Origin of the sequence: Streptomyces sp. RG80, assembly GCF_040446465.1 — a bacterium.
GTDB lineage: Bacteria > Actinomycetota > Actinomycetes > Streptomycetales > Streptomycetaceae > Streptomyces.
On sequence record NZ_JBEAAJ010000020.1, the window covers coordinates 21046 to 46646 of the forward strand.

The following is a 25601-nucleotide window of genomic DNA, read 5'->3' on the forward strand; positions in this document are numbered from 1 at the left end:
CCCCGCGCCTCTTCTGGGCGCTGCCGAACCGCAGTGGACTTCCCCCGGCCCGCTCAGGGCCCGCAAAGGCGCGCCTCGGGACCCCTGTTCTAGGCCGACGCCTCCGTCAGTCGTGTCACCTCGTCGTCCGTCAGGCGCACCTCCGCGACCTTCACCAGCGCCGGCAGCTGCTCCACCGTCCGCGCGGACGCTATCGGCGCCGCCACGGTCGGCTGGGCCGCCAGCCACGCGAGGGCGACCGTGGCGACCGGCACCCGGTGTGCCTCGGCGATGTCGTCGAGGGCGGCGAGGACCGCGCGACCGCGTTCGGTCTGGAGGTGCTTGCCGGCGCCGGCGGCGGCCCGGGCGCCCTCCACCACCTCGCCGTCGCGGTACTTGCCGGTGAGGAACCCGGAGGCCAGCGCGAAGTACGGCACCGCGGCCAGGCCGGTCCGCTCGGCCAGGTCCTGGAGCTCACCCTCGTACGTCTCGCGCGAGACCAGGTTGTAGTGCGGCTGGAGCGCCACGTACCGGGCCAGTCCCTCGCGCTCGGAGAAGGCGAGGGAGGCCTCCAGGCGCTCGGCGGAGATGTTGGAGGCGGCGATGTGCCGGACCTTGCCCGCCTTCACCAGCTCGTCGAGCGCGCCGATGATCTCCTCGACCGGCACCTCGGGCTTGTCGAAGTGGGTGTAGTAGAGGTCGATGTGGTCGGTGTCGAGGCGGCGCAGGGAGGCGTCCGCCGCCGCCTTGATGTTCGCGGCCGTCAGGCCGGGGAAGTCGGGGTGCTGGCTGACCTTCGTGGCGATCACGACGTCGTCGCGGTTGCCCCGCGCCTTCACCCACCTGCCGATGATGGTCTCGGACTCGCCGCCGGCGTTGCCCTCGACCCAGGCCGAGTAGGAGTCGGCGGTGTCGACGAAGTTGCCGCCCGCGGCCGCGTAGGCGTCGAGGACGGCGAAGGACTGCGCCTCGTCGGCGGTCCAGCCGAAGACGTTGCCGCCGAGGGAGAGCGGGAAGACCTCGAGGTCGGACGTGCCCAGCTTGCGAAGAGAAGTCATGTACGGGGCCAACGCCCGCACGGAGGGCGCTCTTCCGGAACGGCCGCAAAGTTCTTGTAAACGCGGGAAGTGCCGGAAACGCAAAACCGGCGGCCCTGACGTCGGGGGGTGTGCGTCAGGGCCGCCGGTGGATCAAGAAACCTCAGGGCGTGAGCCCCTTGCTCCGCAGCCACGCCATCGGGTCGATCCCGCTGGACGAGCCGTCGGGGTGGACCTCCAGGTGCAGGTGCGCGCCCGTGACGTTGCCGGTCGCGCCCACGCGCCCGATCACATCGCCGGTGCCGACCTTCTGACCCACGCTCACGCTGATCGACGACTGGTGGGCGAACCACAGCTCCGTGCCGTCGTCGAGGGTGAGGACGGTCTTGTAGCCGTACGAGCCGTCCCAGCCCGCCTGCGTGATGGTGCCGCTGTGGACCGCCTTGATGAGCGTGCCCGTGGGAGCGGCGAAGTCGAGACCCGTGTGGTAGCCGGAGGACCACAGGGAGCCGGCCTGCATGAACGTGGAGGTGATCGTGTACGAGGAGGTCGGCAGCGTGTACTGCTTGGCCAGCTCGGCGAGGCGCTTGGCCTCGGCGGCCTTCTCGGCCTCCGCCTCCGCCTTCTTCTTCGCCTCGGCGGCGTCGTCCGCGGCCTTCTTCAGCGCGGCGGCCTCGGCCTTCGCGGCCTCGTCGGCGACGGCGGTCTGGGTGGCGAGCCGCGCCTTGCTGTCGACCTGGGTCTGCTGGCTCTCGGCCTGCGCCATGATCCGGTTGCGCAGCGACTCACCGGCGCCCGAGGTGCCGCTCTCGACGGTCTCCGTAGCAGTGGAGACGGTGGCGAGGCTGCTCAGCGGGGTGGTGGAGCCCTGGGGGGCCTCGTCGTCACCGCCGAAGACACCGCCCACGGAGGGCATGTCGGGCATCGAGATGGAGACCGGCGGCTTGCCGGTGTTGGCGCTGGCCATGCCGGCCCCGCCGACGGCGGCTATGACACCGACGCCCAGAACAGTGGAGCTGCGGGCGAAGCCACCGTTGCGCTGCTTGGCGACCCGGTGCTTGCCGCGTGCCGGTCGGACGGAGTCCTCGGTGGGATTCCAGACCTCCTGCGGGCCCTCGTCGTGGTGGTAGCTGCCGTAGCCGAAGGCATCGGTGCTGCGCTGGCTCGGCACGTACGGGGCCTCGGGGGCAGGCCGGTTTGACGCCACGTGGGCGTGCTCCTTTCCTTCCTTCTCGCCTACCGGGTTAGCTGACGGGTTCGGAGCAGGAAGGTCTCCTACGCGCGTATAACGACCGTGCTGCCACGGCGGCATTGGCGCGATTCACCCCAGGGTTGATGGTTCCCCGGCTCCCTTGCGGGATTAAGCGCGTGAGCACGGAGCCGTCTCTTGTGACGGCTGGGACGACCGCGCTGCGTTATCGAACGTTAATAGACCCGGGGTGTGGATTCCAAGCTGTTCCGCTTGATCATTAACCTTTCTCGCCTGGACGTACGGGTCCATGAGCGGTGAAAAACGGGCGAGTTGACCCCGCCACAGCGACCCCACAGGTATTGACGGTATGTCAGTTGTTATGCGGAGGGCGGTCGCCCGATCACCCCACGTGACAATGTCACGGTCGGCGTACGGCGAGCAGCGCCATGTCGTCCGTCATGCCGCCCCCGGTGTGCCGCCGTACCTCCGCGGCGAGCGCGGACAGCAGTCCCCCCGGATCACGGAAGGCGCGTCCCGCGAGCCGCGCCGCCGGGTCGTAGAACTCCCCGTGCCGGTCCCGTGCCTCGGAGAGCCCGTCGGTGTACAGCAGCAGCGTGGCCCCGCCCGGGAAGCCGGCCTCCTCGGCACGGTCGGGCCAGTTCCCCAACTCCCCCATGCCGAGCGGCAGCGCGGCCTCGGCGGCGGGCAACGACCGCACGGTGCCGTCGGGACACAGCAGCAGCGGCGGCGGATGGCCCCGGTTGACGATCCGTACGACCCCGTCGCCGTGCGGCAGTTCGGCGAGTACGACGGTGGTGAACCCCTCGATGGCGTCCGGCCCCTCGCGCCGCGTGCCCTCCCGCGCCAGCGCCCGCTCCAGCCGCCCCGCGACCGCCTCCAGGCTCGCCTCCTGCTCGGCGGCCTCCCGGAACGCCCCGATGACGACGGCGACGGCGGCCACCGCGCCCATGCCCTTGCCGCGCACGTCCCCCACCACAAGGCGCACCCCGTGCGGGCTGTCCTGCACGGCGTACAGGTCCCCGCCGATGAAGGCGTCCTGCTGCGCCGCCTCGTAGCGCACCGCGATGTCGAAGCCGCCGATCCGGTCGTCGGGCTCGGGCAGCACCGCGCGCTGGGCGGCCTCGGCGATCACGCGCTGGGAGGCGAGCCGCTGGTCGCCGCGGCGCACGACCCGGTTGAGGAGGGCGGCCAGCACGGCGACGGTGGCCACGGTGAGCACCTCGGTGAGGGCATCGGCGTCCACCTGGAGGCCGAACCGCAAGTGGACGGCGAAGGCGGCGGCCAGCGCCACGGCCCCGGTGACCACGGTGCCGGCCAGCGGATAGAGGGGAGCGGCGACCAGCGGGGCGGCGGTGAAGAAGGGGATCGCGGTGAACGCGCGCGGGGTCAGGACGTCGTAGACGATCCCGCCGACGATCAGTACGACGGGCAGCACTCGCAGAAGGGCGGAGATGCGTCGCCCCTCCTCCGCCTTCCGATCCACCTCTCCAGGCTTCCCGGACCCGGGCGGGGCGGCGAGCGGTGTGGCCCGACCGGGGGAAACACTCAGGGCCGGAGTCCAGTGACTGGACTCCGGCCCTGAGCCGTGAGTAGCGGGGACAGGATTTGAACCTGCGACCTCTGGGTTATGAGCCCAGCGAGCTACCGAGCTGCTCCACCCCGCGTCGGTGAAACCAGCATACGCCATCCGCGGGACGCTCAGCACCACGGTTTATGCGCGGCGCCGCTGACCTGCTCTTTCAGCCGGCGGGGTTGTCCGCGTGGGTGAGGGTCTCCCAGGAGACGAAGAGGTTGTCGGTGCCGGCGGGGCGGGTCTCCTCGGCGAGCCGGTGGGCGGCCGGGACGGAGATGTCGAGCCGGCCCTCCAGGTGGTTGAGGGCGACCTCCAGGTCCGGTCCCATGTTCCGCTGCACCTTGCCGCCGCACAGCCATCCGGGCGCGGGCTCGCCGGCCTGGTACCGGGAGTGGAACGTGAGCGCCGCCTCCAGCCGGTCCTTCACCTCGCCGTACAGGTCGACGCCCTGGTGCCAGGCGGTCTCGGCGATGTGGGCGGTCGCGGCGATGGAGTAGCCGACGTGCTTGAAGTTGCGGCAGGTCTCCTGGGAGACGCCGTCCTTGTACGTCTTCTGCCCGAACCAGTACGTCGTCAGCTTGGCCGGTGTGTTCACACCCGAACCGGCCGGGGTGAGCGGCACCCGGCCGTCCTTCTCCAGGTAGAAGTAGGCGGGCACACGCTCCCGGAACCGCTGGACGGCGTGGTCGAAGGCCTTGTGGTCGTCGAGGAAGACGGCGATGCCGATGGCCGCGTCGGTCATGACGAGGTCCCAGTTGCCGTTGTAGTCGGGGACCTTGCGGGTGACGGTCGGCAGATACGCGCTGCGCAGCATGGTCTCGAACCGCGCGACCCGGTCCTTCGGCCACCCCGCTCCCGCGCTGTGCCGCACGATCTCCGCGGCCCGCGCCCAGGTCGCCCCGGCCCACCCGGTCTGGAGCCCGGCGTCCTCCTCGGTGTGCTTCCGCATCCTCGCCGACCAGGCGTCCATGATCTCCCGCGCCTTGACGGCATGCCGCTGCTTGCCGGTGACCCGGAAGAGCAGCGCCTGCGTATAGGCGGCGATGGCGTCCTCACGCTCCTGGACACACCCGTGCGCGGGCCGCTCGGCATGGTCCCCACCGGGACAGTCCACGCTCGCGTACGGCTCCGCCCGGTACTTGTACGCCCCGTACTTGCTGTCCCGCATGTCGAGGTAGGCCTTCAGCCACGGCTGCTTCCCCGCGGTGACGTTCTTCCGTACGACGTCCAACTGACCGTCGCTGACGAGCACTCCGGGGTGCGTGAACGCCGCGTCCGGGGGCAGGGCGCGAGCCATGGTGCGGGTGCCCTCGTCGCTGCCCGCGCAGGCGGTGGCGAGCAGCGGGGCGACCAGCAGCACGGCGACGGCACGCATTCGAACTGACCTCATGCAGGCAGCGTCACCCTCCGGGGGGCGCCGCGCAGGAGATGTTGGGCTGATCGGTCGGTCGCCCGGCCCCGGTCGGGCCTTCCGTGAGGCTGCCGCACGCCGTCGGCTCCCCGTCCGGGTGACTCGCGGCGCCGCTGGATTCGGCGCCCGACCGGGAGACCAGTGGCACGGCGTCGGTACGGGGCTTCAGCGCCGGAGGTGTCCGCTGGGCCCTGGATGCCGGCCGCACCCCCGACGACACCACGGCCGCCCTGACAGCCGGCTCCGCCACAGCCTGCGGACCCCGCCTTCGCGAACCGCCCGGGCCGGCCCGCAGAAGGAGGCCAGCCGAGATCGAGCACGGCCGAGCGGTCGGCCGCCGGCACCCGGGCGGGCCCTTTCGAGGGAGCCCCCAGGGTTCCCCCCTTCCGGCCGCGTGTCGGTCAGGGCAGCAGGTGACGGTTGGGTGCCTTGGCCTGGTGCTCGAACTCGGTGAGCAGGACCACCTCGACGCCCTTGGCCGTGAGCAGCCCGTTGCCGTCGGCGGACGTCACGAAGGTGTCGGGCTCCTGCCAGGCCGTCACCACGCGGCGTACCCCGGCGTCGAGGATGAGCCGGGCGCAGGGGGCGGGGCGGGAGGCTCTGCGGGCGCAGGGTTCCAGGCTGCTGTAGACGGTCGCCGAGGCCAGTCGGGGGTCGTCCGCGGGGATCTTGGCGAGGGCCGCCTCCTCGGCGTGCACCGCCTCGTCGCCGCCCTCCCGGGAGTGGCCGCGCGCGAGTTCGGTGCCGTCGGCGGCGACGACCACCGCGCCGACGCTGAAGGCGGTGCTCGAGGGCGGGCACAGGGCGGCCAGTTCGCAGGCGAGGCGGAGCCAGTGGCGGTCGGCGGCGGGGCCGCCGGGTGCGGTGGGCTCGTAGCGCATGAGGACGACGTCCTCGATCCGCCGGGACTCGACCAGGCGCAGGCGTCCGCCCTGGTAGGCGCCGGGGCCGAAGAGGCGGGGGGCGACGGCGTCGCCGACGAAGAGGGGGGCCAGCACCAGTTGGAGCTCGTCGGCCAGGCCCTGCTGGAGGAGCTGGGTGTGGATCTTGCCGCCGCCCTCGACCATGAGGCGCTCCACACCCCGGGCGGACAGGTCCGTCAGCAGCCGGGACCAGTCCAGGTCGGCGCCGAGGGAGACCACGTCGGCGGCGAGACCCGCCTCGCGGGCCCGCTCCGCGCCCTTCTCCGTCGTATAGACGACCTTGTCGCCGCCCGTGTGCCAGAACTGCGCGCCGGGGTCCAGGTCGCCCGAGCCGCTGACGGTGACCTTGAGGGGGTACTCCGGCTTGCCCGCCGCCACCCGGGCCGCGCGCCGCTCGGCGGAGTTGACCAGCAGGCGCGGGTTGTCGGCGCGGATGGTGCCGGCGCCGATCAGGATCGCGTCGACCGAGGCGCGGACCTCGTCGACGCGGTCGAAGTCCGCGGGGCTGGACAGCAGCAGGCGGTCGGGGCCGGTGTCGTCGAGGTAGCCGTCGAGGGAGACGGCGGCGGAGAGGAGGACGTACGGGTGCGGCATCGGAGCGGTCCCTCTCACTGTGACGTGCGGCTCTTGGTTCAAGTTTGAAACAAACCTACACTGGCGGCATGACGACTCGCTGGCTCACGCCCAAGGAGCAACGCGCCTGGCGCGCGTACATCGCCGCGTCGCACCTCCTGGAGGACGCGATCGACCGGCAGCTCCAGCAGGACGCCGGCATGCCGCACCTGTACTACTCCATTCTGTCCACCCTCTCCGAGGCGCCGGAGCGGAAGCTGCGGATGACCGATCTCGCCGAGGGGCTGAAGATCACCCGGCCGCGGCTCACGTACGCCGTGACCCGGCTGGAGAAGGACGGGCTGGTCGGGCGGGAGAGCTGTCGCTGGGACAAGCGCGGCAGCATCGCCGTACTGACCGACGCGGGCCTGGCAGAGGTGGAGCGGACGGCGCCGGGACATGTCGAGACGGTGCGCTCCGCCCTCTTCGACCGACTCACCCCGGAGCAGGTGGGGCAGCTGGAGGAGATCTCCAGGGCGATCGCGGACGGGCTCCAGGAGGACACGGGGGACGAGGTTCCGTGGCGGCGACGGTCGTCCCCGTCCTGTTCGTGACGAGCGCCATAACCCTGTTGCTTCAAATTTAAAGCATGGGGTAGGGTCTCGATCCGTAGACATGCTTCAAATCTGAAGCAGAACCGTGCCTACGGACCCTAGGGACCGGAGTACCCGCATGACCGACTTCCCCGCCGCGACCCAGCGCTCCCGTGTCCGCGTGCCGCTTCGCTTCGGAGACGGCTACAGCGTCGACACCGAGCTCGTCACCTTCCACGGCCTGACCGACGGCCAGGAGCACCTCGCCGTCGTCCTCGGCGACCCGGCTCCCGGCACCGTCCCCCTGGTGCGCCTGCACTCCGAGTGCCTGACCGGCGACGTCTTCGGCTCGGCCCGCTGCGACTGCGGCCCGCAGCTGCGCGAGGCGGTCGAGCGGATAGCCGAGCGCGGCGGCGTCCTGCTGTACCTGCGCCAGGAGGGCCGCGGCATCGGCCTCTACAACAAGCTCGACGCCTACGCCCTCCAGGACCAGGGCCTCGACACCTACGCCGCGAACACCGCGCTGGGCCTGCCCGAGGACGACCGCGACTACACGGCCGCGGCCCAGATGCTGAACGCCCTCGGGATCGGCGAGCTGGACCTGCTCTCCAACAACCCCGACAAGGCGGGCCAGTTGCGCGACCTCGGCATCGACGTCCGCGACCGGGTCCCCACGGGCGTGTTCACCACCGCCCACAACGTCCGCTACCTGCGCGCCAAGGTCCTCCAGACCCAGCACACACTGCCGCTGGCCGAGCTGACGGAGACCATCGCCGGCTAGTCACCTGGGCGTGTGCGCCAGATAGGCGAGCACCGCCAGCACCCGGCGGTGGCCGCTGTCGCTCGGCGGCAGGCCCAGCTTCAGGAAGACGTTGCCGATGTGTTTGTGGACGGCGCGCTCGGTGACGACGAGGGTCTTGGCGATGGTCGCGTTGTCGTGGCCCTCGGCCATCAGCTCGAGCGTCTCCCGTTCACGCGGGGTGAGCGAGTCCAGCGGGGTGTCCTTGCGGCGGGTCAGCAGCTCGGTGACGACCTCGGGGTCCAGGGCCGTACCGCCGGCCGCGACCCGCTCCAGGGCGTCCAGGAACTCGTCGACCCGGCCCACCCGGTCCTTGAGCAGATAACCGACCCCGCTGCTGCCGCCGCCCAGCAACTCGGCGGCGTACGACTCCTCGACGTACTGCGAGAGCACCAGCACCGGCAGCCCCGGGATCTCCTTCCGGGCCTCCAGCGCGGCCCTGAGCCCCTCGTCGCGGAAGCCGGGCGGCATCCGTACGTCGAGGACGGCGACGTCCGGCCGCTGCTCGCGCAGGGCGGGCAGGATCTCGGGCCCGGTGCCGACGACGGCCACGACCTCGTGCCCGGAGGACGTCAGGAGCAGCACCAGCCCCTCTCTGAGCAGGGCGTTGTCCTCGGCGATCACCACACGCACGGCAGCTCCACTTCGATCACGGTCGGCCCCCCGACAGGGCTGGACACCTCCACGGTCCCGTCGAGCGCGGCGACCCGGCGCCGCATGCCGAGCAGCCCGGAACCGGAGCCCTCCTCGGCACCGCCCCGCCCCTCGACGTCACCGACCCGCACGCGCAGTCCGCGCCGCGTCCTGGTCAGCGCGACCTCGGCCCGGGGCGAACCACTGTATTTCGCGGCGTTGGTGAGGGCTTCGGCGACCACGAAGTACGCGGCGGCCTCCACGGCGGCGGGCGCCCGCACCTCCTCCCCCATCCCCGCGTCGTCGACGACGACCTGGAGCCCACTGCTCGCGGCCAGGGCCCGCACCGCGCCCACGAGCCCCCGGTCGGTGAGGATCGGCGGGTGGATGCCGCGTACGACGTTGCGCAGCTCGGTCAGCGCCTGCTCGGCCTGGTCCTGCGCCTCGTCCAGCAGTCTGCGGGCGGTCTCCGGGTCCCGCTCGTAGGCTCGCTTGGCGAGCCCGATCCGCATGGACAGCGCGACCAGGTTGGCCTGGGCGCCGTCGTGCAAGTCCCGCTCGATACGGCGCAGTTCGGCCCCGTGGGCGGCGATCGCGTCGGCGCGGGTGGCGGCCAGCTCCGCCACCCGGCGCGCGAGCTGTGCCTTCGGGGACGGCTTGAGCAGGGCGGTCGACCAGTCGGCCTCCAGGTCCGCGATCCGCACGATCAGCGGCAGGACCAGGGGCTTCTGCCGCAGCAGCCCGGCCCACACCCCGTCGACGACGAGCCCGACCGGCCACAGCGGCAGGGCGAGGACGACGAGAGCGCCGTAGAGGTAGTACGCCACCATCCACCGGAAGTCGGTCAGCGTGCCGGGGTCCCCGACCGCCGTCCGGAACCGCTCCCGGACCGTCCCGGTGAGCGGCTGGTACGCCTCCGGGATCCGGACCCCCGTCCAGGCGGCCGTCAGCTGCCGTTTGGCCCCGGCGATCCGCCGTATCAACAGCACCGTCTCGGGCAGCAGCCAGGCACCGACCACCGCGAGCGTACCGACGGCGGTGATCAGCAGGACGGTGACGAAGATGTACATCCCGAACGCCATCACCGCGGCCAGCAGGAGGTGCCCGGTGGCCCTCGCGGCCCGCCGCACGGTCTTCCACATGGGGGAAGGCTAGATGACCGGAATGCCGGAACACGGTGGAGCAGGCTCCCCTTCGAGGGTGTAGCCCGCTCCACCCGGACCGGCGCCCGGGAGGCGCACGCCCCGGGCGCGGGAAAACGGCGGAACCGGCGGTTCAGAGCATTCGGGCCGCCCGCCCCGCGTCCCGGTGGTAGATCTCTGCATCTGACACACCTTGGGGGGATCCATGCGCGCGCCCACACGCGATCTGGCCAGACCGTCCGAACCGATCGGAGCCGCCGGCTGTCTCTACGCGGCCGCCGCCGTCGTCCTGCTCCCGGCCGCGCTCCTGGTCTGGGCCGACGGCAACGGCACGGGCGCCCTCGTCCTCCTGCTGGTCCTCGCCGGCGGCGGCGTCGCACTCGGCAAGCGCCGGGCCCGCCAGGCCGCCGAACGCCATCGCGTGCGCACCCTGCGCTCCACGGAGGTGGCGCGCTATCACGCCATGGACCCAAGGGAGTTCGAGCACGCCGTCGCCTTCCTCTGCGAACGCGACGGCTGTCTCTCGGTCCGGGTCGTGGGAGGCGCCGGGGACCTCGGGGCCGACGTGGTCGCCGACGCCCCCGACGGGCGCCGCGTCGTCATTCAGTGCAAGCGCTACGGCCCGACGACCAAGGTGGGCAGCCCGGACCTCCAGCGGTTCGGCGGCACCTGCTTCAGCGTCCACGGCGCCCATGTCGCCGCCGTCGTCACCACGTCCGTGTTCACCAAGCCGGCCGCCCAGTACGCCTCCGGCACCGGCATCCGCCTCTTCGACCAGTCCGCCCTCGCCGCCTGGGCCACCCACACCGGCCCACCCCCGTGGGGGCCGTAGGAACACCGAAGCCCCCGCCTCGGAACGATCCGACGCGGGGGCTTTTCGGGTAGGCCCTGTGGGACTCGAACCCACAACCAATGGATTAAAAGTCCTGGAGCGATCTTGTGGAGTGGTTCCGGACGCTGACTCGGTGTCCGGAACCACCAGGTCAGGACAGGTTCGTTGTGGGACGCAGTCCACGTCAGGACGGCTCCTGCCACACCGTCCGCTCACGCATCGCTCACGCAGAAGGGGCTGTTGACCAGTGCGTTCGCTCCTTGTGGCGCATCGCGGACCGAGTACAGCTGTCGCTTGCTGCTCCCCTCGTGGAGGAGACGCTATCCCTAGAAGTTGCTGCGTACGCATTGGGTGGCGCTGTCGGCGTTCTGGGGAGTGAGCGCTTCGTCGGCGAGTGCGGCGGCCCGGTGCTCGATGTCAGTTGTCCGCCGTGGCGGTGGTCACTGACGATGGGCTTAGCGAAGCGCTCCTGCAGTCGGTCGACGTCGCTCATGCCGATACAGCGAGGAGAGGCGTTGCCAGGCGCGGCTGCTGCTGCCGCAGCCGATATCCGAAACCTTCCGCCCCATCTGCGTGGCCACCAACCTTTCGCCCAACATCTTCCGCGACCTCCAATACTTCGCAGCCACCTTCACCCACGCGGGGGCAGCGATACCCATAGGGTAAAGGAAGTTCCTGCGCCGTTCCACGATCGCATTGATATTGAACACATGCGCGAGCCCTCTTCACAAGTTGGCCCGAGAGGCCGCAGAGAGGGCCGCCGCCTCGTTCCTCAGACACACAACGATTAGTATAGAACCTATACGCTCTCCAATTCTGATGCACCACCGACTGGTGGCTTAAAGCCCAGATGATGCAGTGCACAACTGGCTAGGGCTGATCAGAAGATAGAACAGTTTCGTAAGCATCAATATCGGGAGCGAGCGCTGTTGCAAGCGGTCGCAGCCGCTTGAAGAGATGCATCGCAAAGAAAACTAGCTGCATACCTTCGGGGCTGTACTCGATCGACCCCTCCGTGATATCGAAGGCTGTTACGTCGAGCACGAGGCCGAGGTCAATACGGCCTTCACCTCGTTCAGCAAGGAGGTTTGAGCGGGCAACTCCTCCTCCCATGTCGGTCCAACCAGAACGTTGCGTGATGACGCCACCCAGGATCGGCTGATCGTCTGGGTCTTTCCCGGGACTCACTCCATTCAGATGATATACGTCGGCGGATGTGCGATACAACTGACGGACACTGGCGATATGATCAGCGGCATACTCCACGTAATTTTTGTTGAGCTCCTGTTTAATCTCAAATACCGCGTAGACACACTCAGCCGGAACGAAGAGAACCGAGGAACTACCAGGAGTCTGAAAAAATAGCGGCGAGTATTGCCGATCGTAGATGGCAAGGTCAATCTGTTTGCTTTGCCCACCACGGCTATCAACGGCGAAGATTGGCCCCACACCGTAGCGGGCTGGCAAGAAAGAGCTGAGCATGCCCGACCAGTCGGCCTCGGTGGCGTCACCAATGGTCGTCCCGTGATTGGTAAATGTGGCCGGGATGCGCAGCTTCGCTGCGAGCGCCTCCTGACGCTGCCTGTAAGCCACTGCCAAGTCGAATTTTGGAGCGTCGTCTTTGTCTTGAGGTACGGTGCGAGCGTCGTCAGCCATCCACGCAGTTTACTTCCAACCGAACGCAGTGTGCGAGTGCGAGGATGACCCTTTCTTCCATCCGCCGAGCGGAGACACCATGCAGGTCAACATCACCTCGCGTACGGTCCCATGCCAGAACGACGAGGGCTATAGGGGCGTCGATTTGGCTGGCTACTGCGACGATGGATTCTTTGTCTGTTTGGCTAGGCGGTGCTGACACTGGATGGGTGTGCCATTCTCCAACGTAGCCTGCGAGCGGATCCGTCGCAGTTTCAAGGTAAGAATTAAGCGCTTCGCTCGCTGCGGCATGCCGGCGAACATAGTGTGCTGTCCGTGCCCCGACGTCAGCAACAGGTAGCGCGGCTACAACAACGATATGAGCGCCGTCACGCCAACCTACGAGGACCCCTCCAGCCTCCTTGGGTAACGCCGTGCGCAGCGTCTCATACATGGACGCGAAGGCCGCGCGGCCCAGCCTGATTTGCGGCTCAGCCATTTGGGCACACTGTCGTCTGCTGAATAATCTCCCCGGCGGGTGTCAGGGGCGTTCCTGTCAGCAGGCCGATCGCATGAGTTGCTGCGAGCGCCGCAGCCTTTACGACTGCATGAGGCGGTGTCGGAGAGATGGGGTCTCCGCATCCAGCTTCATAGAACGCTGGATGCGGCGAATCCTTCAGTATAGTCGGCTCCAAGGGTTCGCCCGTCAGGGGCGGGAGGAGATCAACTCGACAAACCTCTCCGTCGTTCTGAACACAGACGCTCAGCACTGTCCGGCCAATTATATTTGCGCATTCATGCAGCATAGCGGTGACAATTCCATCGGCGGTGGCGTCGACAACAAGATCGTACTTTTCGATCACACTGGCGACATCGCGAGTATGCAGCAGAGGCGTCGGGTCAGACAAAACATCCACACCATATCCGTTACAAAGCCGTTCCGCAACGGCATCAGACTTAAATTGTCCGATGCTTCCGCGATCACACAAGTGCCGGATAGTATTCCCAGGCGTCAAGCGGTCGCCATCCTTAACAGTGATGCTTCCAACTCCATCCCGGGCAAGAAGGTCAGCCAAGAAAGACCCGACTGCCCCAACCCCGACGACCAAAACGCTTTTGGTAGCCAGCGTTTCGCGATCGGGACCACTACGATATGCGCGCACCTCAACCGCGTCGCTTGCGGAAGCGTAAACACTGATTGAGAATTCCTCGCCAACGGGAGTCACTCGCAAGGGAAGCATCGCAGAACGGCCACTACGCGAGTAGATCAAAAAGACCCCGATGATACGCCTGTCCCTGATCTCCTGTTCGAGGGAATCGACGTCTTCAACAAGAATTCGGACATCTTTCCATGATCGAATCGGGCGGGAGATCTCACCAACGTCCCTAATCGCAGCATAGCGACGACGCTTCCTCCCCTTTGGGCGGTGCGGTGGCGTTTCGCCAAGTCGAAGTGTGACGACCTTGCCAGCTCCTTCATGAAATCGGACGTACTGGCCAACTCTTGATTCCAGGTCGCCGTACACGATCATGATGCCAGACTTATCAGGATTAACGTAGCGGTCAGCGTCCAAAATGGGAACGTCATCCGGCCAATCCTGCTGCGCCTGGTCGAACCATGCCGTGATTCGCCCCAGGAAGGCGTCGACACTCATCCAAGGTTTCATGTTGCGGTCATTCTCTGTATAAAGGCAGAGTTGGCCTAAGCAGTCCGTATGCCATGTGACTTCGACACTTTTCGTATCCGCCCCAGGCGTAACGTCTGGCGGCGCATACGGAAATCTTTCACCAAGACCGACCAGCACCAAGCGCTTCCCGTTAGCCGTATCTACATGACCCTTTAGAATATTTCCTTCAGGTCCGATAGCGGTGAATCCACGCTGCTCCAAAAGATCCCGGTAATCAGCACGCGCTGACGCAAGGCGCTCACCCCAGCTACTCATCCGAAGCGCCTATCACCAGCCGGTACGGTGCGATCACCAGCGATGAGGGAAGCAGATTTCTTGGTGCCATCGGCATTACAGTCAGCAGGCATAGGGAAAACCCGATCAAAGTCATCATTGCCTCCGAGTAGGCGTTGAAATCGAAGGGCCGCCCAGCAGCGGTTGGTCGACTCAAAGGCTTCGCGGGCGCTTGTCGCTGCGTCACGAACCCTTCTCTGAGCGGTTCGCCACTGTGTATCTGTGGCTCGCACGGTGATCACTTCTTCAGGCATCGACGGGTTGGGGAGATCAATTCCCTGATCCACCTTCTCGTCCAAGAGGTCCGCAATTCCCTCCAACGCTGTGGTGTACTGCTCGGCCTGATTGCCTGTGGCTGGCACGACTCCTCGTTTGCACGCTTCGTAGGTGGCCATCTCAAACCAGAGGCCACCAGGGCGCTTACTGAGTAGAGCACGCCGTGTCTGGCGGACAAGCTTCACAGTCGGCACGTACAGGCACTTGTGATGCTCGTTCATCTCCGTGGTGAGGTCGCCAAGGACGAGAGGATTGGTCTTCTGCCACTGTCCTTCATCGCCACGTTCCGGAATCTCCCACATGCCATCATCTGTGGGCCTGGCGGGCACCGCATCCACGTAGAGACCGTCATACGAGGGAAATAGAATTTGTACTGACCGGTCTTGTCGTTTCACACGCGCGTCACCGTACTCATCCGTAAGGACGTCAAAGAATCTCTCCACCAACTCGTCTCGTGTAATATCGCTAGGCAGGGAGATAAGTCGGCAGAAGACATCGACATCGTTAACGCGACGAATCGAAACATGCCGCGCGTACGAACCGATGAGTGCTGGGTCGATACCCCAGTCGGCCAGCTCGGTGTCTGCCTGCAACACCTCCCGTACTTCGGCATGAGCCTCCGGCGCGTTGTCCTTGTCGTCGTCTGACGGCTCGATGTTGCTAAGGGCTGAGCCGAACTGGTCTGTCAGTGCTGCCATTACTCCCCCAGATGCCGTGTTCTCGGCGCCCTACCTGAGCGCCGCGAGTTGTCCTTGTATGAGAGTAAGAGCCGGGTCTGACATTCCGCGCCCTGCGACGAACTTTCCCCAGCCTTCAACCGCGCAGAGGGATCGTGACATCAGGTCGGCAGCAGCCCTCCACCGAAACCGTCGCCACTAACCTCGATCGTTCATGAGGGTCCGTCAGCTTGCTTGACGGACCCTTTGTGAAGTGCTGGTGGGGGTTTCGGAGTCTGGCCGGGCTTGAGCGCCCGGCTCTCGTGTCGGGTGGGCGCCGGGTTCCACGGCTCCGGTCGGGTTGGTGCTGCTCGCAGGGACGGGAACGTGCTGGTCAGCCGGGGTTCGGGAGGGCGTGGAGCCGGTCCAGGGCATCGGTCATCACATCGGTCCAGGGCCAGTGCCTGGCGAGGCGGAGGTAGCGGCGGCGGCCGGTGCTGACGAGCTGAGCGGCGGTGGAGAACAGGTTTCTCGAACCATCACCTTGAGAACCGGCGAGGCTGGTGACGGTTGGCTTTGCCCGATGTCCTCATACCCCCACGACCTGTAGAGCGCGTGGACTTTTCCCTCCCCGGCCGCCGGGTTGACCATGAGCGTGACGTACGGCTCGTCGCGCGTGGCGAGGAGGGCGTCATGGATACGACGGGCGGTGCCCGTCTTCCGCCAGGTCGGCCGGACCCCGATCTCCTTCAGGGCCACCGCCGGGCGCTCGGTGTACTTCTCAACCGGCGTCGGGCTGGTGCGCTGCCAGTACCGGTCGCCGTGCTCGATGGTGTTGCCGTAGGCGTAGCCAATCGGATGTCCGTCCGCGTACGCGAGGACGGCCGTAAACCCCGGTTCGGTGCCGTGCCGGTCCAGGCGCTCGCCGAATGCGGTGACGGCGTAGTTCGGCAGGTGGAGGAGTGGGGCGCGCACGTCGGCGTACACGTCGAGGAGGTCGCCGCGGGCTGTATCGAGGGTGGTGAAGGTGCGCAGTTCGATGGCGGGCGCCGTGGTCATGCGGCCATCCTCCAGACGGCGGTGTGCTCGGTCCAGGTCTGCACGGTAGGGCTGCCCGGCGCAGTGGCGCGCAGTGCGGCCCCGAACTCCTGCAGCATGCGCGTGACCCGGGCGTGCTGGGTGGCGGCTTCGGCGGGGACCTTCATCGCGGTGGCTGTGCCGGCGTCGGGGGCGCCCTGGGCGAGTTGGGCGTGGGCGAGCCGGGTGGTGGTGATGGCGCGGGACCGGATCATGTGGGGTCGGAGGGCGGACAGGCAGCGGTGGGCGTGGTACTCGGCGGTCGAGTAGTCGCCGAGCGCCAAGTGTGCGGAGAGGGCCAGGGAGTCCAGCTCGGCCTGGTCGTAGAAGGCGAGCATCCACACCGGCCGGTAGTCGGCGGGGTCGGCGCGCAGCATGGCGTCCTGTGCCTGCTCGAAGGCGCGGCGAGTGCCGGTGCGGTCCTGTGCCGCGCCGTGGATGGCGCCCTGGCGGGCCAGGCCGAGGGAGGCGAACAGGGGGTCTCGGCGGGTGAGGTGCAGGTTGCGGGCAACGTCGTTGGCAGCGAACGCGTCCGCCGGTCGGCCCATGTGGCGGTACATGGTGCCGGCGTGGCTCCAGATGCGGAACTTGATCGCCTGGTCGCCGGACATCTCGGCGAGGGCCTGGGCCTCGCGCATGTGGGCCTTGGCGACGTCGTAGCGCCGGCCGTCGATGGCGGCCCACATCGCGGAGGAGCGGAAAGCGGCTGCTGAGGCGTAGAGGTTGCTGCGTACCCGCTGAGTGGCGCTGCCAGCGTTCTGGAGGTTGAGCGCTTCGTCGGCGAGGGCGGCGGCCCGCTGTTCGATGCCGAGTTGTCCCCCGTGGCGGTGGTCGCTGGCGATGATCTCGGCGAAGCGCTTGTTCAGGCGGTTGACGTCGCTCATGCCGATACGGCGCGGTGACGCGGTGCCGGGAGCGGCTGCTGCCGCAGCGGCTGCCGCTGCGATCCCACCGACGAGGGTACGACGCTTCATATCGGGGTCCTCCTGCTGCGGTGGAGCCGGGGTGGACGAAGGCCGGCCCCGTGGCACGAACCCTAAAGCGACGGCAGGCAGTCCGGTGATGCCCTCAAGTGCCTTGCGGGCAGCTGACTTTGGCCACGTGACCCGGCCCGCCTTCCACGCTCGGACCGATGAGCCGTCGAGCCCTCCAGGACGCCCGGTCAACCGTTCAATGGCCCTGTTCACGGCCTCGGCGAGGCTGTTGGAGCTGTAGCCGTGTTCGGTCATCCACGCCTCAAGAACGGTGTTGCGGGTGGTGTCCATGCGGGCACGGTAGTCCGCGCGACCCCCACCCGCCAGGTAAAGGAGAGGTCAAAACGCCCTAGGTCGGTCCGTCGGCCGAGTCCCTGAACGTCCTAACCGACGTGCTGTGAAAGGGAGTTGTCTGGGTGCTGGTCGCCCGCCGCGCCCCACCGTGCGGGTGGCTGTTGACGGCCCGGCCCGCCCCTGGGGTTCCCCCGCGGGGGCGGGCCGGGCGCCGAGACGACACGAAGGCTCCACCCCAATGACGAGTCTGAGAACAACAGTTGAGGCCCTCTCCGTCGGCCGCCCCACGTACAGCCAGACCTTCCCGTGCAAGCCGTCTACGGCCGAGATCGGTCGTGAACTCGTCCGGGACGTCCTCGGCGTGTGGCACCTCGACGGCCTCGCCGACCGTGCCGCGCTAATCATCACGGAGCTCATCGCGAACGCCTCCAGGCACACTCCGTGTCCCGAGATTCGCCTCACGGTTGGGCGGCCGAGTGCGACTCGACTGCGTGTCGGGGTCGTGGACCGGGAGCCATCGCGTCTTCCCATACTCAGCCAGGCGGCTGACGACGACGAGTCGGGGCGCGGGCTGCTCCTCGTCGATGCTGTCGCCGACCGCTGGGGCTACGACCTGCACGGCCCAGGCAGACGCGCGTGGGGCAAAGAGGTCTGGGCGGAACTCCGAACCGAGGGTGGCAAGTGAGCATCCCGGCCACGGCACCCTCGCCCCTTCCGGAGCTGACCCGACTCCGGCCCCGCCAGCAGATGGCCATGGACTGCGCCCTCTGCGCTCGGCCACTGGGAGCGAGCGGTCGACTGCTGGGCGAGATACGCCACCGGGGCCTGCCGTTCCAGCTCTGGGCCTGCGCTCCCAACTGCCAGGCCGCCAGATCGACTATCCCGACCAGCTGAGAAAGGGGACGTCCTTCCGTGGAGGAGTGGCCGTGGATCACCGGTGATTGCTGGCTCGGCTGCGGCCGGACCGGAGTCCTGGTGATCTGGCTCGGCCCGGTGCAGTGGGACGGGCAGCACGCCCCCTTCTACGCGTGCGAGCCGTGCCTCGATCGCCTCAAGGCCCAGGCGCTCGCCTATTTCATGGAGCGGCGACCGGCATCCGCTTGATCAGAATCCCGGCACATGACTTCCCGGCGTGAGGCAGGCAGCCCGCAAGGACCTCCTACGCGGAGCGCGCCCCTCGTGCCGGGCGGCCAGGAGCCGTCCGCGGAGCAACTGTGTGGCAACGCTCCCGTGACGGCACCTGGTGGGCGATCCGGCCCAGTAACACCACAACGATTACGAGGAGTTGAAGCATGACGCGCAGCACCGTAGTTCCCAGCCGCACCGAAGTACGCCCGCAGATCCCCGGGGCATCGGACGGCTTCGACCTGGACGTCTCCCTCGTCGAGGTCGCCGACCCGGCGGGCCTGGTCAACCTGACCGACGACAACTGCGGGTCCACCTGCGGCGCCTGCACCACCAACGTCGCCTGACCCGGCCCTCAGATCACCCTGGTCTGGTGCCGCCGCGTCTCCGCGCGGCGGCACCAGCCGCCCGTCCCCTCGCCTACGGAGGTCCTTGGTGGTTGCTCCGACCGCAGCGTTCAGCGCCGGTTCCACTGCTCTCGTGCGCGCCGTGGCCCGGCCCTCGCTGTCGTCTCCTCCATGCCCTGACCTTGATGACCGCGCGCCCAGTGGTTCGTCTGCCCGAGTGGCGTGGCTACGCGCGGTCTGGGCGGACAAGGACGTCACCGAGGCACTCCAGCACTCCAGCCCGGTCCTGGCCGCGCAGGTAGAGGCGCTTTGCACGGCCGGGCATCCCGCCCTCCGGGATGTGCAGCGCGTCGCGCTGTCCGTGGCCCGCTACCTGCTGCGCGCCCAGCACCGGGCGACACCCTTCGGCCTGTTCGCCGGCGTGGCCGCCGCGGAGTTCGGCCCGCAGGCGCGGGCCGACTGGGGCAAGGAGCACGTGGCCGTCGGCCGCGCGGGGGCAGAGTGGCTAGCGGCTGTGGTCGAGCGGTTGGAGTTGTGTCCTGACCTCCTCGAACGGCTGCCCGTCGTCGTCAACAACACCGTGACGTACCGGGGTGACCGGCTCGTCGTGCCGTTCCAGCCCGACGTCCATGACGACCGGACTCGCGCGGTCGAGGCGTCCTTGGCCCTGACCGAACCGGTGCGCGCCGTCCTTGCCGCGGGCCGACTACCGATCCGGTTCGGCACCCTCGTGGAAAAGCTCCAGGCGGAGTTCCCCGAGGCCGGTCCCGAGAAGGCGCGTCAACTGCTGGCGGAGCTGATCCGGCGGCGGGTGCTGATCACGGGCCTGCAGGCTCCGAGCACCGAGACCGATGCCCTCGGGTATCTGGTGAGCCAGCTCGACGTGATCGACGCTGGAAGCCTCGCCCCAGTCGCGGAGACCGTACGCGAACTCCACGCGGTCCGGGCGGGCTTGGAGGAGTGCACCACGCACGGCGGCCGGGACAGCGTCGCGGCGCGGATGCGAAACCTCGTCCCTGGCCTGCGTCGCCACCCCGTCGCGCTCGACCTCCGCCTGGACGCGCAGATCGTTCTGCCGGAAGCGGTCGCCCGCGAGGTCGAACGCGCCGCTCTTATCCTGACCCGCTTGAGCAGCCGTCCGTACGGGACCGCCGCCTGGAACGAGTACCACCAGCGGTTCTACGAGCGGTACGGCATCGGCACGATGGTGCCGCTCGCGGAGGTCGTCGCGGACAGCGGCACCGGCTATCCCGACGGCTACCCAGGCGCTCCGGCCAGCCCACGCAGGCCCCGCGTCTCCGCTCGGGATGACGTCCTCGTACGGCTGGCCCAGGCCGCCGCGCTCGACGGCCGTGACGAAGTGATCCTCACGGACGAACAGATTGAGGCCCTGGACGTGGGTCCTGACGAGCCTCGGCTGCCGCCGCACTTGGAGATCGGGGCGCGGGTGTATGCGGCCAGCCTGGAGGAGTTGCACCGTGGGCGGTTCCGGCTGGAGGTCGTGAGCGTGTCCCGTGGTGCCGGCGTCTCGATGGGCCGGTTCCTCAGCGTGCTGGCCCCCGCCGACCGGGAGGCTCTGGCCGCCGAGCTTGCCGACCTCCCGGCCGCAGACGGCAACACCGTGCCCGCGCAGCTCTCTTTCCCGCCCCTGCTCTCCGAGAGCGCCCACGTCACCCGCTCCCCACAGGTTCTACCCGCCCTGATCAGCCTTCAGGAGCACCGCGTCCCGCAGGACACCGTCCTCACCCCGGAGGACTTGGCTGTGGGGTGCGACGGCCGCCGCATGTACCTCGCCGCCCCCGAGCGCGGACACCGGGTGGAGGCCGTCGGGATGCACGCGCTGAACCTGCGCACGCACACCCCGCCGCTGGTGCGGTTCCTCACCGAACTGTCCCGCGCCCAGTGCGCGCAGGTCACCGTCTTCGACTGGGGCGCCGCAGCTGCGATGCCGTTCCTGCCACGTCTGCGGTACGGCCGGATCGTGCTGGCCCCGGCGCGCTGGCGGCTGGAAGCGTCCGAACTGCCCGGCCATGCCCGCCCTCGGGCCAAGTGGGACGCCGCGCTCAGCAACTGGCGTGCCCGGCGGAGGCTGCCGCGCCGCGTCTTCCTCGTAGAGGACGACCGGCGCCTCTTCCTCGACCTCGACGAGGCTGGCCACTGTGCACTCCTGCGTCGACACCTCGACCATTCGCGCTTGGCCGTGCTCGTTGAGGCCCCGGAACCCGAGGCGTATGGCTGGTGCGGTGGGCGAGCCCACGAGGTCGTGGTGCCCCTCAAAGCAACCGGGCCGTCGGCATGGCCGCCACTGCCAGCCCCCAGCCGGGCCCGTGCCCTGTCTGCGGCCCAGCGGCAGACGCCTGCCGCTTCCTCGGTACTTCTGGCCGCCCTGTACGGCGACCCCCGCCGCCAAGACGTCTTGCTCTCCCGGCACTTGCCCCGCCTCCTCGAACAGCTTGGCAACCCGCCGTGGTGGTTCATCCGCTTCCGCGACCCGGACCAACACCTCCGCGTACGCATCGCCCTCCCCGACCCGCAAACCTTCGCCGACACGGCCCGAACGGTGAGCGCTTGGGCCGACGAGCTACGAAGCACCGGCCTGCTGGCCGACCTGCGCTATCCCACCTCCTACCGCGAGATGGGCCGCTGGGGCTCCGGCACCGCATGGGAGGCAGCCGAGGAGGTGTTCCGGGCGGACTCGCGCGCCGTCCTGGCCCAGCTCGCGCAGCCACAGCGCCCCACTCAGCGCACGCTGGTGGCGGCCCACACGGTCGCCATCACCTCCGCCTTCCTCGGCACCACCGAGGCTGGGATGCAGTGGCTGATCAACCATGTCCCGCCGACCGCACCGGTGCCCGTTCCACGCCCGCAGTTCACCCAGGCCGTACGGCTCGCCGACCCGGGCGACGACTGGTCGGCCCTGCGCAGTGTCCCAGGCGGAGACGCCATCGTGTCCGGATGGGCCGACCGGGAAGCGGCACTCGCCGCGTACCGGCCGCACCTGCCCGGCCCGGACACCCAAGGCATCGCCCTCGACGACGTCCTGACCTCCCTGGTGCACGTCCACTTCGTACGTCACGTCGCCGTGAACTTCCCGGAGGAAGAGGTATGCCTCTACCTGGCACGTGCCGCCGCCCTGGCCTGGACGGCTCGCACCAGGGAGAGGGCCTCGTGACCGCCCACCCCGCGCTCGGCCTGGTCGGGGCCATCGCCGCCCAGCTCGCCAACCCCGACACCGTGGCCCTCGGTCCGAGGACGCTGTCCTCGGACCGGCAGCACCTTGCCTACGGCCCACCCGGCATCGCGCTCCTGCACATCGAGCTGGCCGCGAACGGCCTCGGCCCGTGGCACCGCGCCCACGACTGGCTCGCCGCCGCCTCTCGGCAGCCGCTCACCAGCGGCCCAGACAGCCACCCCTTCTACGGAGTGCCCGCCTTCGCCCACACCCTGTCCTGTGCGGCCGATCACCTTCCCGGCTCCTACCAGCGCGCCCTCGACGCGATAGAAGCCCAGATCGCGGTCGACGTCGAGCGCCGTCTCGACGCCGCACACCGCCGCATCGACGCCGGACGCCTGCCGCAACTCGCCGAGTTCGACACCATCCGGGGCCTCACCGGATACGGCGTCTACCTACTACGCCGAAAACCCGGCAGCTCCACGATGCGCGCCGTTCTCGACTACTGCGTACGCCTCACCGAACCAATCACCCACCACAGCGAGACCCTGCCGGGCTGGTGGGCGGAGACCGGACCCTCGGGCAGCCCGGACGACCGATTCCTCGGCGGGCACGCCAACACCGGTATGGCGCACGGCATCGGCGGCGTGCTCGCGCTCCTGGCCCTTGCCGCTCGGAACGGCTCCGTCACCGATGGGCACCACGCAGCACTACGCACCATCCTGGCCTGGCTGGACCGCTGGAAGGGGGAGGCTGACGGCGGACCGGGCTGGCCGTACTGGGTCACTCAGGGAGAGCTGCGAAGCGGTCGTCTCGCCCCGTCCGCGCCACGTCGGCCATCCTGGTGCTACGGCACCGCCGGCCTCGCCCGCGCCGAGCAACTTGCCGCGCTTACCCTCGGCGACACCCGCCGCCAGATTGCCGCGGAGAACGCACTCGTGGCCGCTCTTACCGACCCCGAGCAGCTGAAGGCCACGACGGACAACGGCCTCTGCCACGGGTTCGCCGGCCTCGCCCACGTCGCCGCGCGTACGGCCGTCGACGCCCGCCCCTCGACCGCGGAGAAACTCCGCGCCGCGATCCCGGCTCTCCTGGCTGCGGTCATCCCACCGGGCTCCGACCCCGAACTCACGGCCATGGCGCTCATCCAGGACGAGGAAAGCGGCCCCGGCCTACTCGACGGCGCCGCTGGCATAGCCCTGGCCCTCCTCGCACCCAGCACCGCCGCACCACCCCGGTCCGCCTGGGACGCCTGCCTCCTCATCGCTTGATCCACCGACCGAAGGACCTCAATGCCTCCCGACCGCTGGCAGCAGCACAACATCACCTTCGTCGACCGCGAGATCGCCCGGCGCACCATCGCCGAACGCCTCGGCCCCACCCTGATCGAGGCCGAGGCCGACGGGCAGCTCACCGGCTGGTGGTTCATGAACAAGCAACCCTGGCCGCTGCGTTACCTCGCGGACAAACCCTCACCAGCCATTGAGTCGCTCTTGAGCGATCTAGTCGGCGACGGCGTGGCCGTGTCGTGCCTGCCCTGCGTCTACGAGCCCGAGACCGACGCGTTCGGCGGCCCGGAGGCCATGGACGCAGCCCACGAACTGTTCCACAGGGACTCCCGCCACCTGCTCACCTACCAGCCGAGCCCGATGCACTTGGGACGCAGGGAGACCGCCGTCCTGCTGGCGAGCGCCATGATGCGCGGCGCGGGACTCGACTGGTTCGAACAGGGCGACGTATGGGCGAAGGTCGCGGCCCTTCGACCGGCCACCGCTCCACAACCGCCCGAACGAGCCGCCGCACTGGCTCCGGCCATGCGCAAGCTCATGACCGCCGACGCCCACAGCCTCTGCCGCCCGGATGGCCCACTCCACGCTCACGAGGAATGGGTGACCGCCTTCGAACAGGACGGCGCCACGCTCGCAGACCTCGCAGGCCGCGGCGCCCTCACCCGCGGCCTACGAGCCGTCATCGCCCACCACGTGATCTTCCACGCCAACCGCGCCGGTCTCCTCCGGGACGACCAGAGCGCCCTGTCCCACATCGCACGAGAGGTAGTCATGGGAACGAGTGACCACACCGAGTCGCCCACCGAGGCAACGGCCGACACCGATAGCTTCAGCGCGGTGAACACCGACACGATCACTACCCCCACGGCGGACGCCGAGCGCCTCCGCAACGCCCTGGTCGACCAGCTCCGCGCGGACGGACACGCCCGCACGCCCGCCGTCGAGACCGCGTTGCGGACCGTACCCCGCCACGTGTTCGTGCCCGACGCGTCACTCGAAGACGCCTACGCCAACGCACCCGTGCACATCAAGTACGACACTGACGGCACGTCCATCTCCTGCGCCTCCCAGCCGGGCGTCGTCGCCCTCATGCTGGACCAGCTCGAAGCGCAGCCCGGCGAGCGCATCCTCGAACTCGGCGCCGGCACCGGCTACAACGCCGGTCTACTCGCCCACCTGGTCGGCGAGAACGGACACGTGACCACCCTCGACGTCGACGACGACCTCGTGGAAGGCGCCCGCACGCACCTCGCCGCCGCCGGGATCACCAACGTCCAGGCCGTGACCCGCGACGGGGCGCTCGGCTATGCCGAAGCAGCGCCGTACGACCGGATCATCGCCACCGTGGGCGCGCACGGCGTGCCGCACGCCTGGCTGCAGCAGCTTGCCCCCGGCGGCCGGCTTCTCGTCCCCCAGCGTCTCAAGGGCACGGTGTCCCGCTCCATTGCCTACGAGCAGCATGACGGCCGGTGGGTATCCCTCGGCAGCGAGATGAACACCTTCATGCCGCTTCGGCGGGGCATCGCCGACGACGACCGCCGAGTGATCCCGCTCAGCACGGACGGCACCGTACGACTCCAGGCCCCCGCCGGACTCAACATCGACGCCGACGCCCTCGCAGGTGTACTCGACCAGCCGCGCACCGAGGAGTGGACCGGCTTGACGGTCCGCGCCATGGAATCGCCGGAGTGGATGGAACTGTTCCTCACCTGCTCCCTGCCCTCCGGCCTGATCCGGATGCTGTTCCCTCAGAGCACCAAGGGCACTCTGCTCACCGAGGATCCCTACCCCTCGTCGACCGCCGTCGTCGACAAGGGCGCCGTCACCTACCTGGCGCGGCGGCTGTCGGAGAAGAGGACCCCCGAGGGCGGCAAGCTCTGGGAGTTCGGCGTTATCGGCCACGGTCCCGGCAGCGACGAGCTGGCCGCGAAGGTCGCCGACGCCATCCGCACCTGGGACCGCGAATACCGCAGCCGCGAAGCCACGTTCGAAATCCAGCCCCTCGACGCCCCCAGCATCGAGCGGCGCCCCGGCCTCTTCGCTCTCGACACCCCGCTGAACCGCATCGTCGTCGACTGGCAGTGACGCCCCACGCGTAGCGGACGGTG

At 68.9% G+C, this 25601-nt stretch carries 21 protein-coding genes, 1 tRNA gene, 2 pseudogenes and 1 riboswitch; of the genes and pseudogenes, 9 read left to right on the forward strand and 15 right to left on the reverse strand.

The genetic code is table 11. The features are described from left to right. Window positions 1-89: 89 nt before the first annotated feature. The 6 genes from ABKA17_RS45395 to ABKA17_RS45420 form a co-directional block, all read right to left on the reverse strand. Complete coding sequence (locus ABKA17_RS45395; RefSeq protein WP_353698330.1) at window positions 90-1037, reverse strand: aldo/keto reductase; 948 nt, start codon at window positions 1035-1037, stop codon at window positions 90-92. Window positions 1038-1179: 142 nt separating this feature from the next. Further along, complete coding sequence (locus ABKA17_RS45400) at window positions 1180-2223, reverse strand: M23 family metallopeptidase (protein ID WP_353698331.1); 1044 nt, start codon at window positions 2221-2223, stop codon at window positions 1180-1182. Between the two features lie 11 nt (window positions 2224-2234). Then, window positions 2235-2393: riboswitch (cyclic di-AMP (ydaO/yuaA leader) on the reverse strand. 233 nt (window positions 2394-2626) lie between these two features. Further along, entirely contained in the window at window positions 2627-3712 is a 1086-nt protein-coding gene (locus tag ABKA17_RS45405; RefSeq protein ID WP_353698332.1) for a PP2C family protein-serine/threonine phosphatase, read from the reverse strand. A gap of 107 nt (window positions 3713-3819) precedes the next feature. Further along, window positions 3820-3893: transfer RNA gene (locus ABKA17_RS45410), tRNA-Met, on the reverse strand. A gap of 75 nt (window positions 3894-3968) precedes the next feature. Beyond that, window positions 3969-5192: an alginate lyase family protein gene (locus ABKA17_RS45415; protein WP_502994550.1), complete on the reverse strand. Its 1224-nt coding sequence runs from the start codon at window positions 5190-5192 to the stop codon at window positions 3969-3971. Between the two features lie 422 nt (window positions 5193-5614). Then, window positions 5615-6730: a dihydrofolate reductase family protein gene (locus ABKA17_RS45420; RefSeq protein WP_353698333.1), complete on the reverse strand. Its 1116-nt coding sequence runs from the start codon at window positions 6728-6730 to the stop codon at window positions 5615-5617. A gap of 68 nt (window positions 6731-6798) precedes the next feature. Between ABKA17_RS45420 and ABKA17_RS45425 the strand changes: the two genes are divergently transcribed. Beyond that, window positions 6799-7302 carry a MarR family winged helix-turn-helix transcriptional regulator gene (locus ABKA17_RS45425; RefSeq protein ID WP_353698334.1) on the forward strand — a complete coding sequence of 168 codons (504 nt, stop codon included), beginning with the start codon at window positions 6799-6801 and terminating at the stop codon, window positions 7300-7302. 118 nt (window positions 7303-7420) lie between these two features. Next, window positions 7421-8062: a GTP cyclohydrolase II gene (locus tag ABKA17_RS45430; RefSeq protein ID WP_353698335.1), complete on the forward strand. Its 642-nt coding sequence runs from the start codon at window positions 7421-7423 to the stop codon at window positions 8060-8062. On the opposite strand, the gene ABKA17_RS45435 is transcribed toward ABKA17_RS45430, so the two are convergent. Together ABKA17_RS45435 and ABKA17_RS45440 are read right to left on the reverse strand one after the other, a co-directional pair. Next, window positions 8063-8713 carry a response regulator gene (locus tag ABKA17_RS45435; protein ID WP_353698336.1) on the reverse strand — a complete coding sequence of 217 codons (651 nt, stop codon included), beginning with the start codon at window positions 8711-8713 and terminating at the stop codon, window positions 8063-8065. It abuts the gene before it with no gap. Further along, window positions 8701-9855 (reverse strand): sensor histidine kinase, encoded by a 1155-nt coding sequence (locus tag ABKA17_RS45440; RefSeq protein ID WP_353698337.1) that lies wholly within the window; start codon window positions 9853-9855, stop codon window positions 8701-8703. The genes ABKA17_RS45435 and ABKA17_RS45440 overlap by 13 nt, the downstream gene beginning before the upstream one ends. Window positions 9856-10060: 205 nt before the next feature. Between ABKA17_RS45440 and ABKA17_RS45445 the strand changes: the two genes are divergently transcribed. Then, on the forward strand, window positions 10061-10687 hold the full coding sequence (locus tag ABKA17_RS45445) for a restriction endonuclease (RefSeq protein WP_353698338.1): 627 nt from the start codon (window positions 10061-10063) through the stop codon (window positions 10685-10687). A 332-nt stretch (window positions 10688-11019) separates the two neighbouring features. On the opposite strand, the pseudogene ABKA17_RS45450 reads toward ABKA17_RS45445, so the two are convergent. The 7 genes and pseudogenes from ABKA17_RS45450 to ABKA17_RS45480 form a co-directional block, all read right to left on the reverse strand. Next, window positions 11020-11237: pseudogene (locus ABKA17_RS45450) on the reverse strand (hypothetical protein); the annotation flags it as partial. A gap of 320 nt (window positions 11238-11557) precedes the next feature. Continuing rightward, window positions 11558-12343 carry a DUF6602 domain-containing protein gene (locus ABKA17_RS45455; protein WP_353698339.1) on the reverse strand — a complete coding sequence of 262 codons (786 nt, stop codon included), beginning with the start codon at window positions 12341-12343 and terminating at the stop codon, window positions 11558-11560. Then, window positions 12336-12821 (reverse strand): M67 family metallopeptidase, encoded by a 486-nt coding sequence (locus tag ABKA17_RS45460; protein ID WP_353698340.1) that lies wholly within the window; start codon window positions 12819-12821, stop codon window positions 12336-12338. Before ABKA17_RS45460 ends, ABKA17_RS45455 begins: the two co-directional genes overlap by 8 nt. Beyond that, a complete protein-coding gene (locus tag ABKA17_RS45465; protein WP_353698341.1) occupies window positions 12814-14211 on the reverse strand; it encodes a ThiF family adenylyltransferase in 1398 nt (465 codons plus the stop codon). Before ABKA17_RS45465 ends, ABKA17_RS45460 begins: the two co-directional genes overlap by 8 nt. 50 nt (window positions 14212-14261) lie before the next feature. Then, window positions 14262-15257, reverse strand: coding sequence for an SMODS domain-containing nucleotidyltransferase (locus ABKA17_RS45470; protein WP_353698342.1), 996 nt, complete (start codon window positions 15255-15257; stop codon window positions 14262-14264). Between the two features lie 489 nt (window positions 15258-15746). Continuing rightward, window positions 15747-16274: pseudogene (locus ABKA17_RS45475) on the reverse strand (GNAT family N-acetyltransferase); the annotation flags it as partial. After that, complete coding sequence (locus ABKA17_RS45480; protein ID WP_353698343.1) at window positions 16271-17557, reverse strand: NsdA family TPR-like regulatory protein; 1287 nt, start codon at window positions 17555-17557, stop codon at window positions 16271-16273. The pseudogene ABKA17_RS45475 and the gene ABKA17_RS45480, both read right to left, overlap by 4 nt. Before the next feature lie 241 nt (window positions 17558-17798). Between ABKA17_RS45480 and ABKA17_RS45485 the strand changes: the two genes are divergently transcribed. From ABKA17_RS45485 to fxlM, 6 genes are all read left to right on the forward strand, one after another. Further along, window positions 17799-18245, forward strand: a complete 447-nt coding sequence (locus tag ABKA17_RS45485; RefSeq protein ID WP_353698344.1) for an ATP-binding protein — start codon at window positions 17799-17801, stop codon at window positions 18243-18245. A gap of 227 nt (window positions 18246-18472) precedes the next feature. Next, complete coding sequence (locus ABKA17_RS45490; RefSeq protein ID WP_046259641.1) at window positions 18473-18664, forward strand: hypothetical protein; 192 nt, start codon at window positions 18473-18475, stop codon at window positions 18662-18664. Between the two features lie 188 nt (window positions 18665-18852). Continuing rightward, window positions 18853-19032 carry an FxLD family lanthipeptide gene (locus tag ABKA17_RS45495; RefSeq protein ID WP_353698345.1) on the forward strand — a complete coding sequence of 60 codons (180 nt, stop codon included), beginning with the start codon at window positions 18853-18855 and terminating at the stop codon, window positions 19030-19032. A 217-nt stretch (window positions 19033-19249) separates the two neighbouring features. Then, complete coding sequence (locus tag ABKA17_RS45500; RefSeq protein ID WP_353698346.1) at window positions 19250-22204, forward strand: lantibiotic dehydratase; 2955 nt, start codon at window positions 19250-19252, stop codon at window positions 22202-22204. Then, window positions 22201-23475 carry a lanthionine synthetase C family protein gene (locus ABKA17_RS45505; protein ID WP_353698347.1) on the forward strand — a complete coding sequence of 425 codons (1275 nt, stop codon included), beginning with the start codon at window positions 22201-22203 and terminating at the stop codon, window positions 23473-23475. Before ABKA17_RS45500 ends, ABKA17_RS45505 begins: the two co-directional genes overlap by 4 nt. 21 nt (window positions 23476-23496) lie before the next feature. Continuing rightward, window positions 23497-25578: a methyltransferase, FxLD system gene (fxlM, locus tag ABKA17_RS45510; protein ID WP_353698348.1), complete on the forward strand. Its 2082-nt coding sequence runs from the start codon at window positions 23497-23499 to the stop codon at window positions 25576-25578. Window positions 25579-25601: the final 23 nt, after the last annotated feature.

Excerpts from the sequence above, each read along its gene's own strand:
- ABKA17_RS45395 (WP_353698330.1), bottom strand. The coding sequence starts at position 1,037 with ATGACTTCTCTTCGCAAGCTGGGCACGTCCGACCTCGAGGTCTTCCCG.
- ABKA17_RS45415 (WP_502994550.1), bottom strand. The coding sequence starts at position 5,192 with ATGAGGTCAGTTCGAATGCGTGCCGTCGCCGTGCTGCTGGTCGCCCCG.
- ABKA17_RS45420 (WP_353698333.1), bottom strand. The coding sequence starts at position 6,730 with ATGCCGCACCCGTACGTCCTCCTCTCCGCCGCCGTCTCCCTCGACGGC.
- ABKA17_RS45425 (WP_353698334.1), top strand. The coding sequence starts at position 6,799 with ATGACGACTCGCTGGCTCACGCCCAAGGAGCAACGCGCCTGGCGCGCG.
- ABKA17_RS45430 (WP_353698335.1), top strand. The coding sequence starts at position 7,421 with ATGACCGACTTCCCCGCCGCGACCCAGCGCTCCCGTGTCCGCGTGCCG.
- ABKA17_RS45440 (WP_353698337.1), bottom strand. The coding sequence starts at position 9,855 with ATGTGGAAGACCGTGCGGCGGGCCGCGAGGGCCACCGGGCACCTCCTG.
- ABKA17_RS45445 (WP_353698338.1), top strand. The coding sequence starts at position 10,061 with ATGCGCGCGCCCACACGCGATCTGGCCAGACCGTCCGAACCGATCGGA.
- ABKA17_RS45455 (WP_353698339.1), bottom strand. The coding sequence starts at position 12,343 with ATGGCTGACGACGCTCGCACCGTACCTCAAGACAAAGACGACGCTCCA.
- ABKA17_RS45460 (WP_353698340.1), bottom strand. The coding sequence starts at position 12,821 with ATGGCTGAGCCGCAAATCAGGCTGGGCCGCGCGGCCTTCGCGTCCATG.
- ABKA17_RS45470 (WP_353698342.1), bottom strand. The coding sequence starts at position 15,257 with ATGGCAGCACTGACAGACCAGTTCGGCTCAGCCCTTAGCAACATCGAG.
- ABKA17_RS45480 (WP_353698343.1), bottom strand. The coding sequence starts at position 17,557 with ATGGACACCACCCGCAACACCGTTCTTGAGGCGTGGATGACCGAACAC.
- ABKA17_RS45485 (WP_353698344.1), top strand. The coding sequence starts at position 17,799 with ATGACGAGTCTGAGAACAACAGTTGAGGCCCTCTCCGTCGGCCGCCCC.
- ABKA17_RS45495 (WP_353698345.1), top strand. The coding sequence starts at position 18,853 with ATGACGCGCAGCACCGTAGTTCCCAGCCGCACCGAAGTACGCCCGCAG.
- fxlM (WP_353698348.1), top strand. The coding sequence starts at position 23,497 with ATGCCTCCCGACCGCTGGCAGCAGCACAACATCACCTTCGTCGACCGC.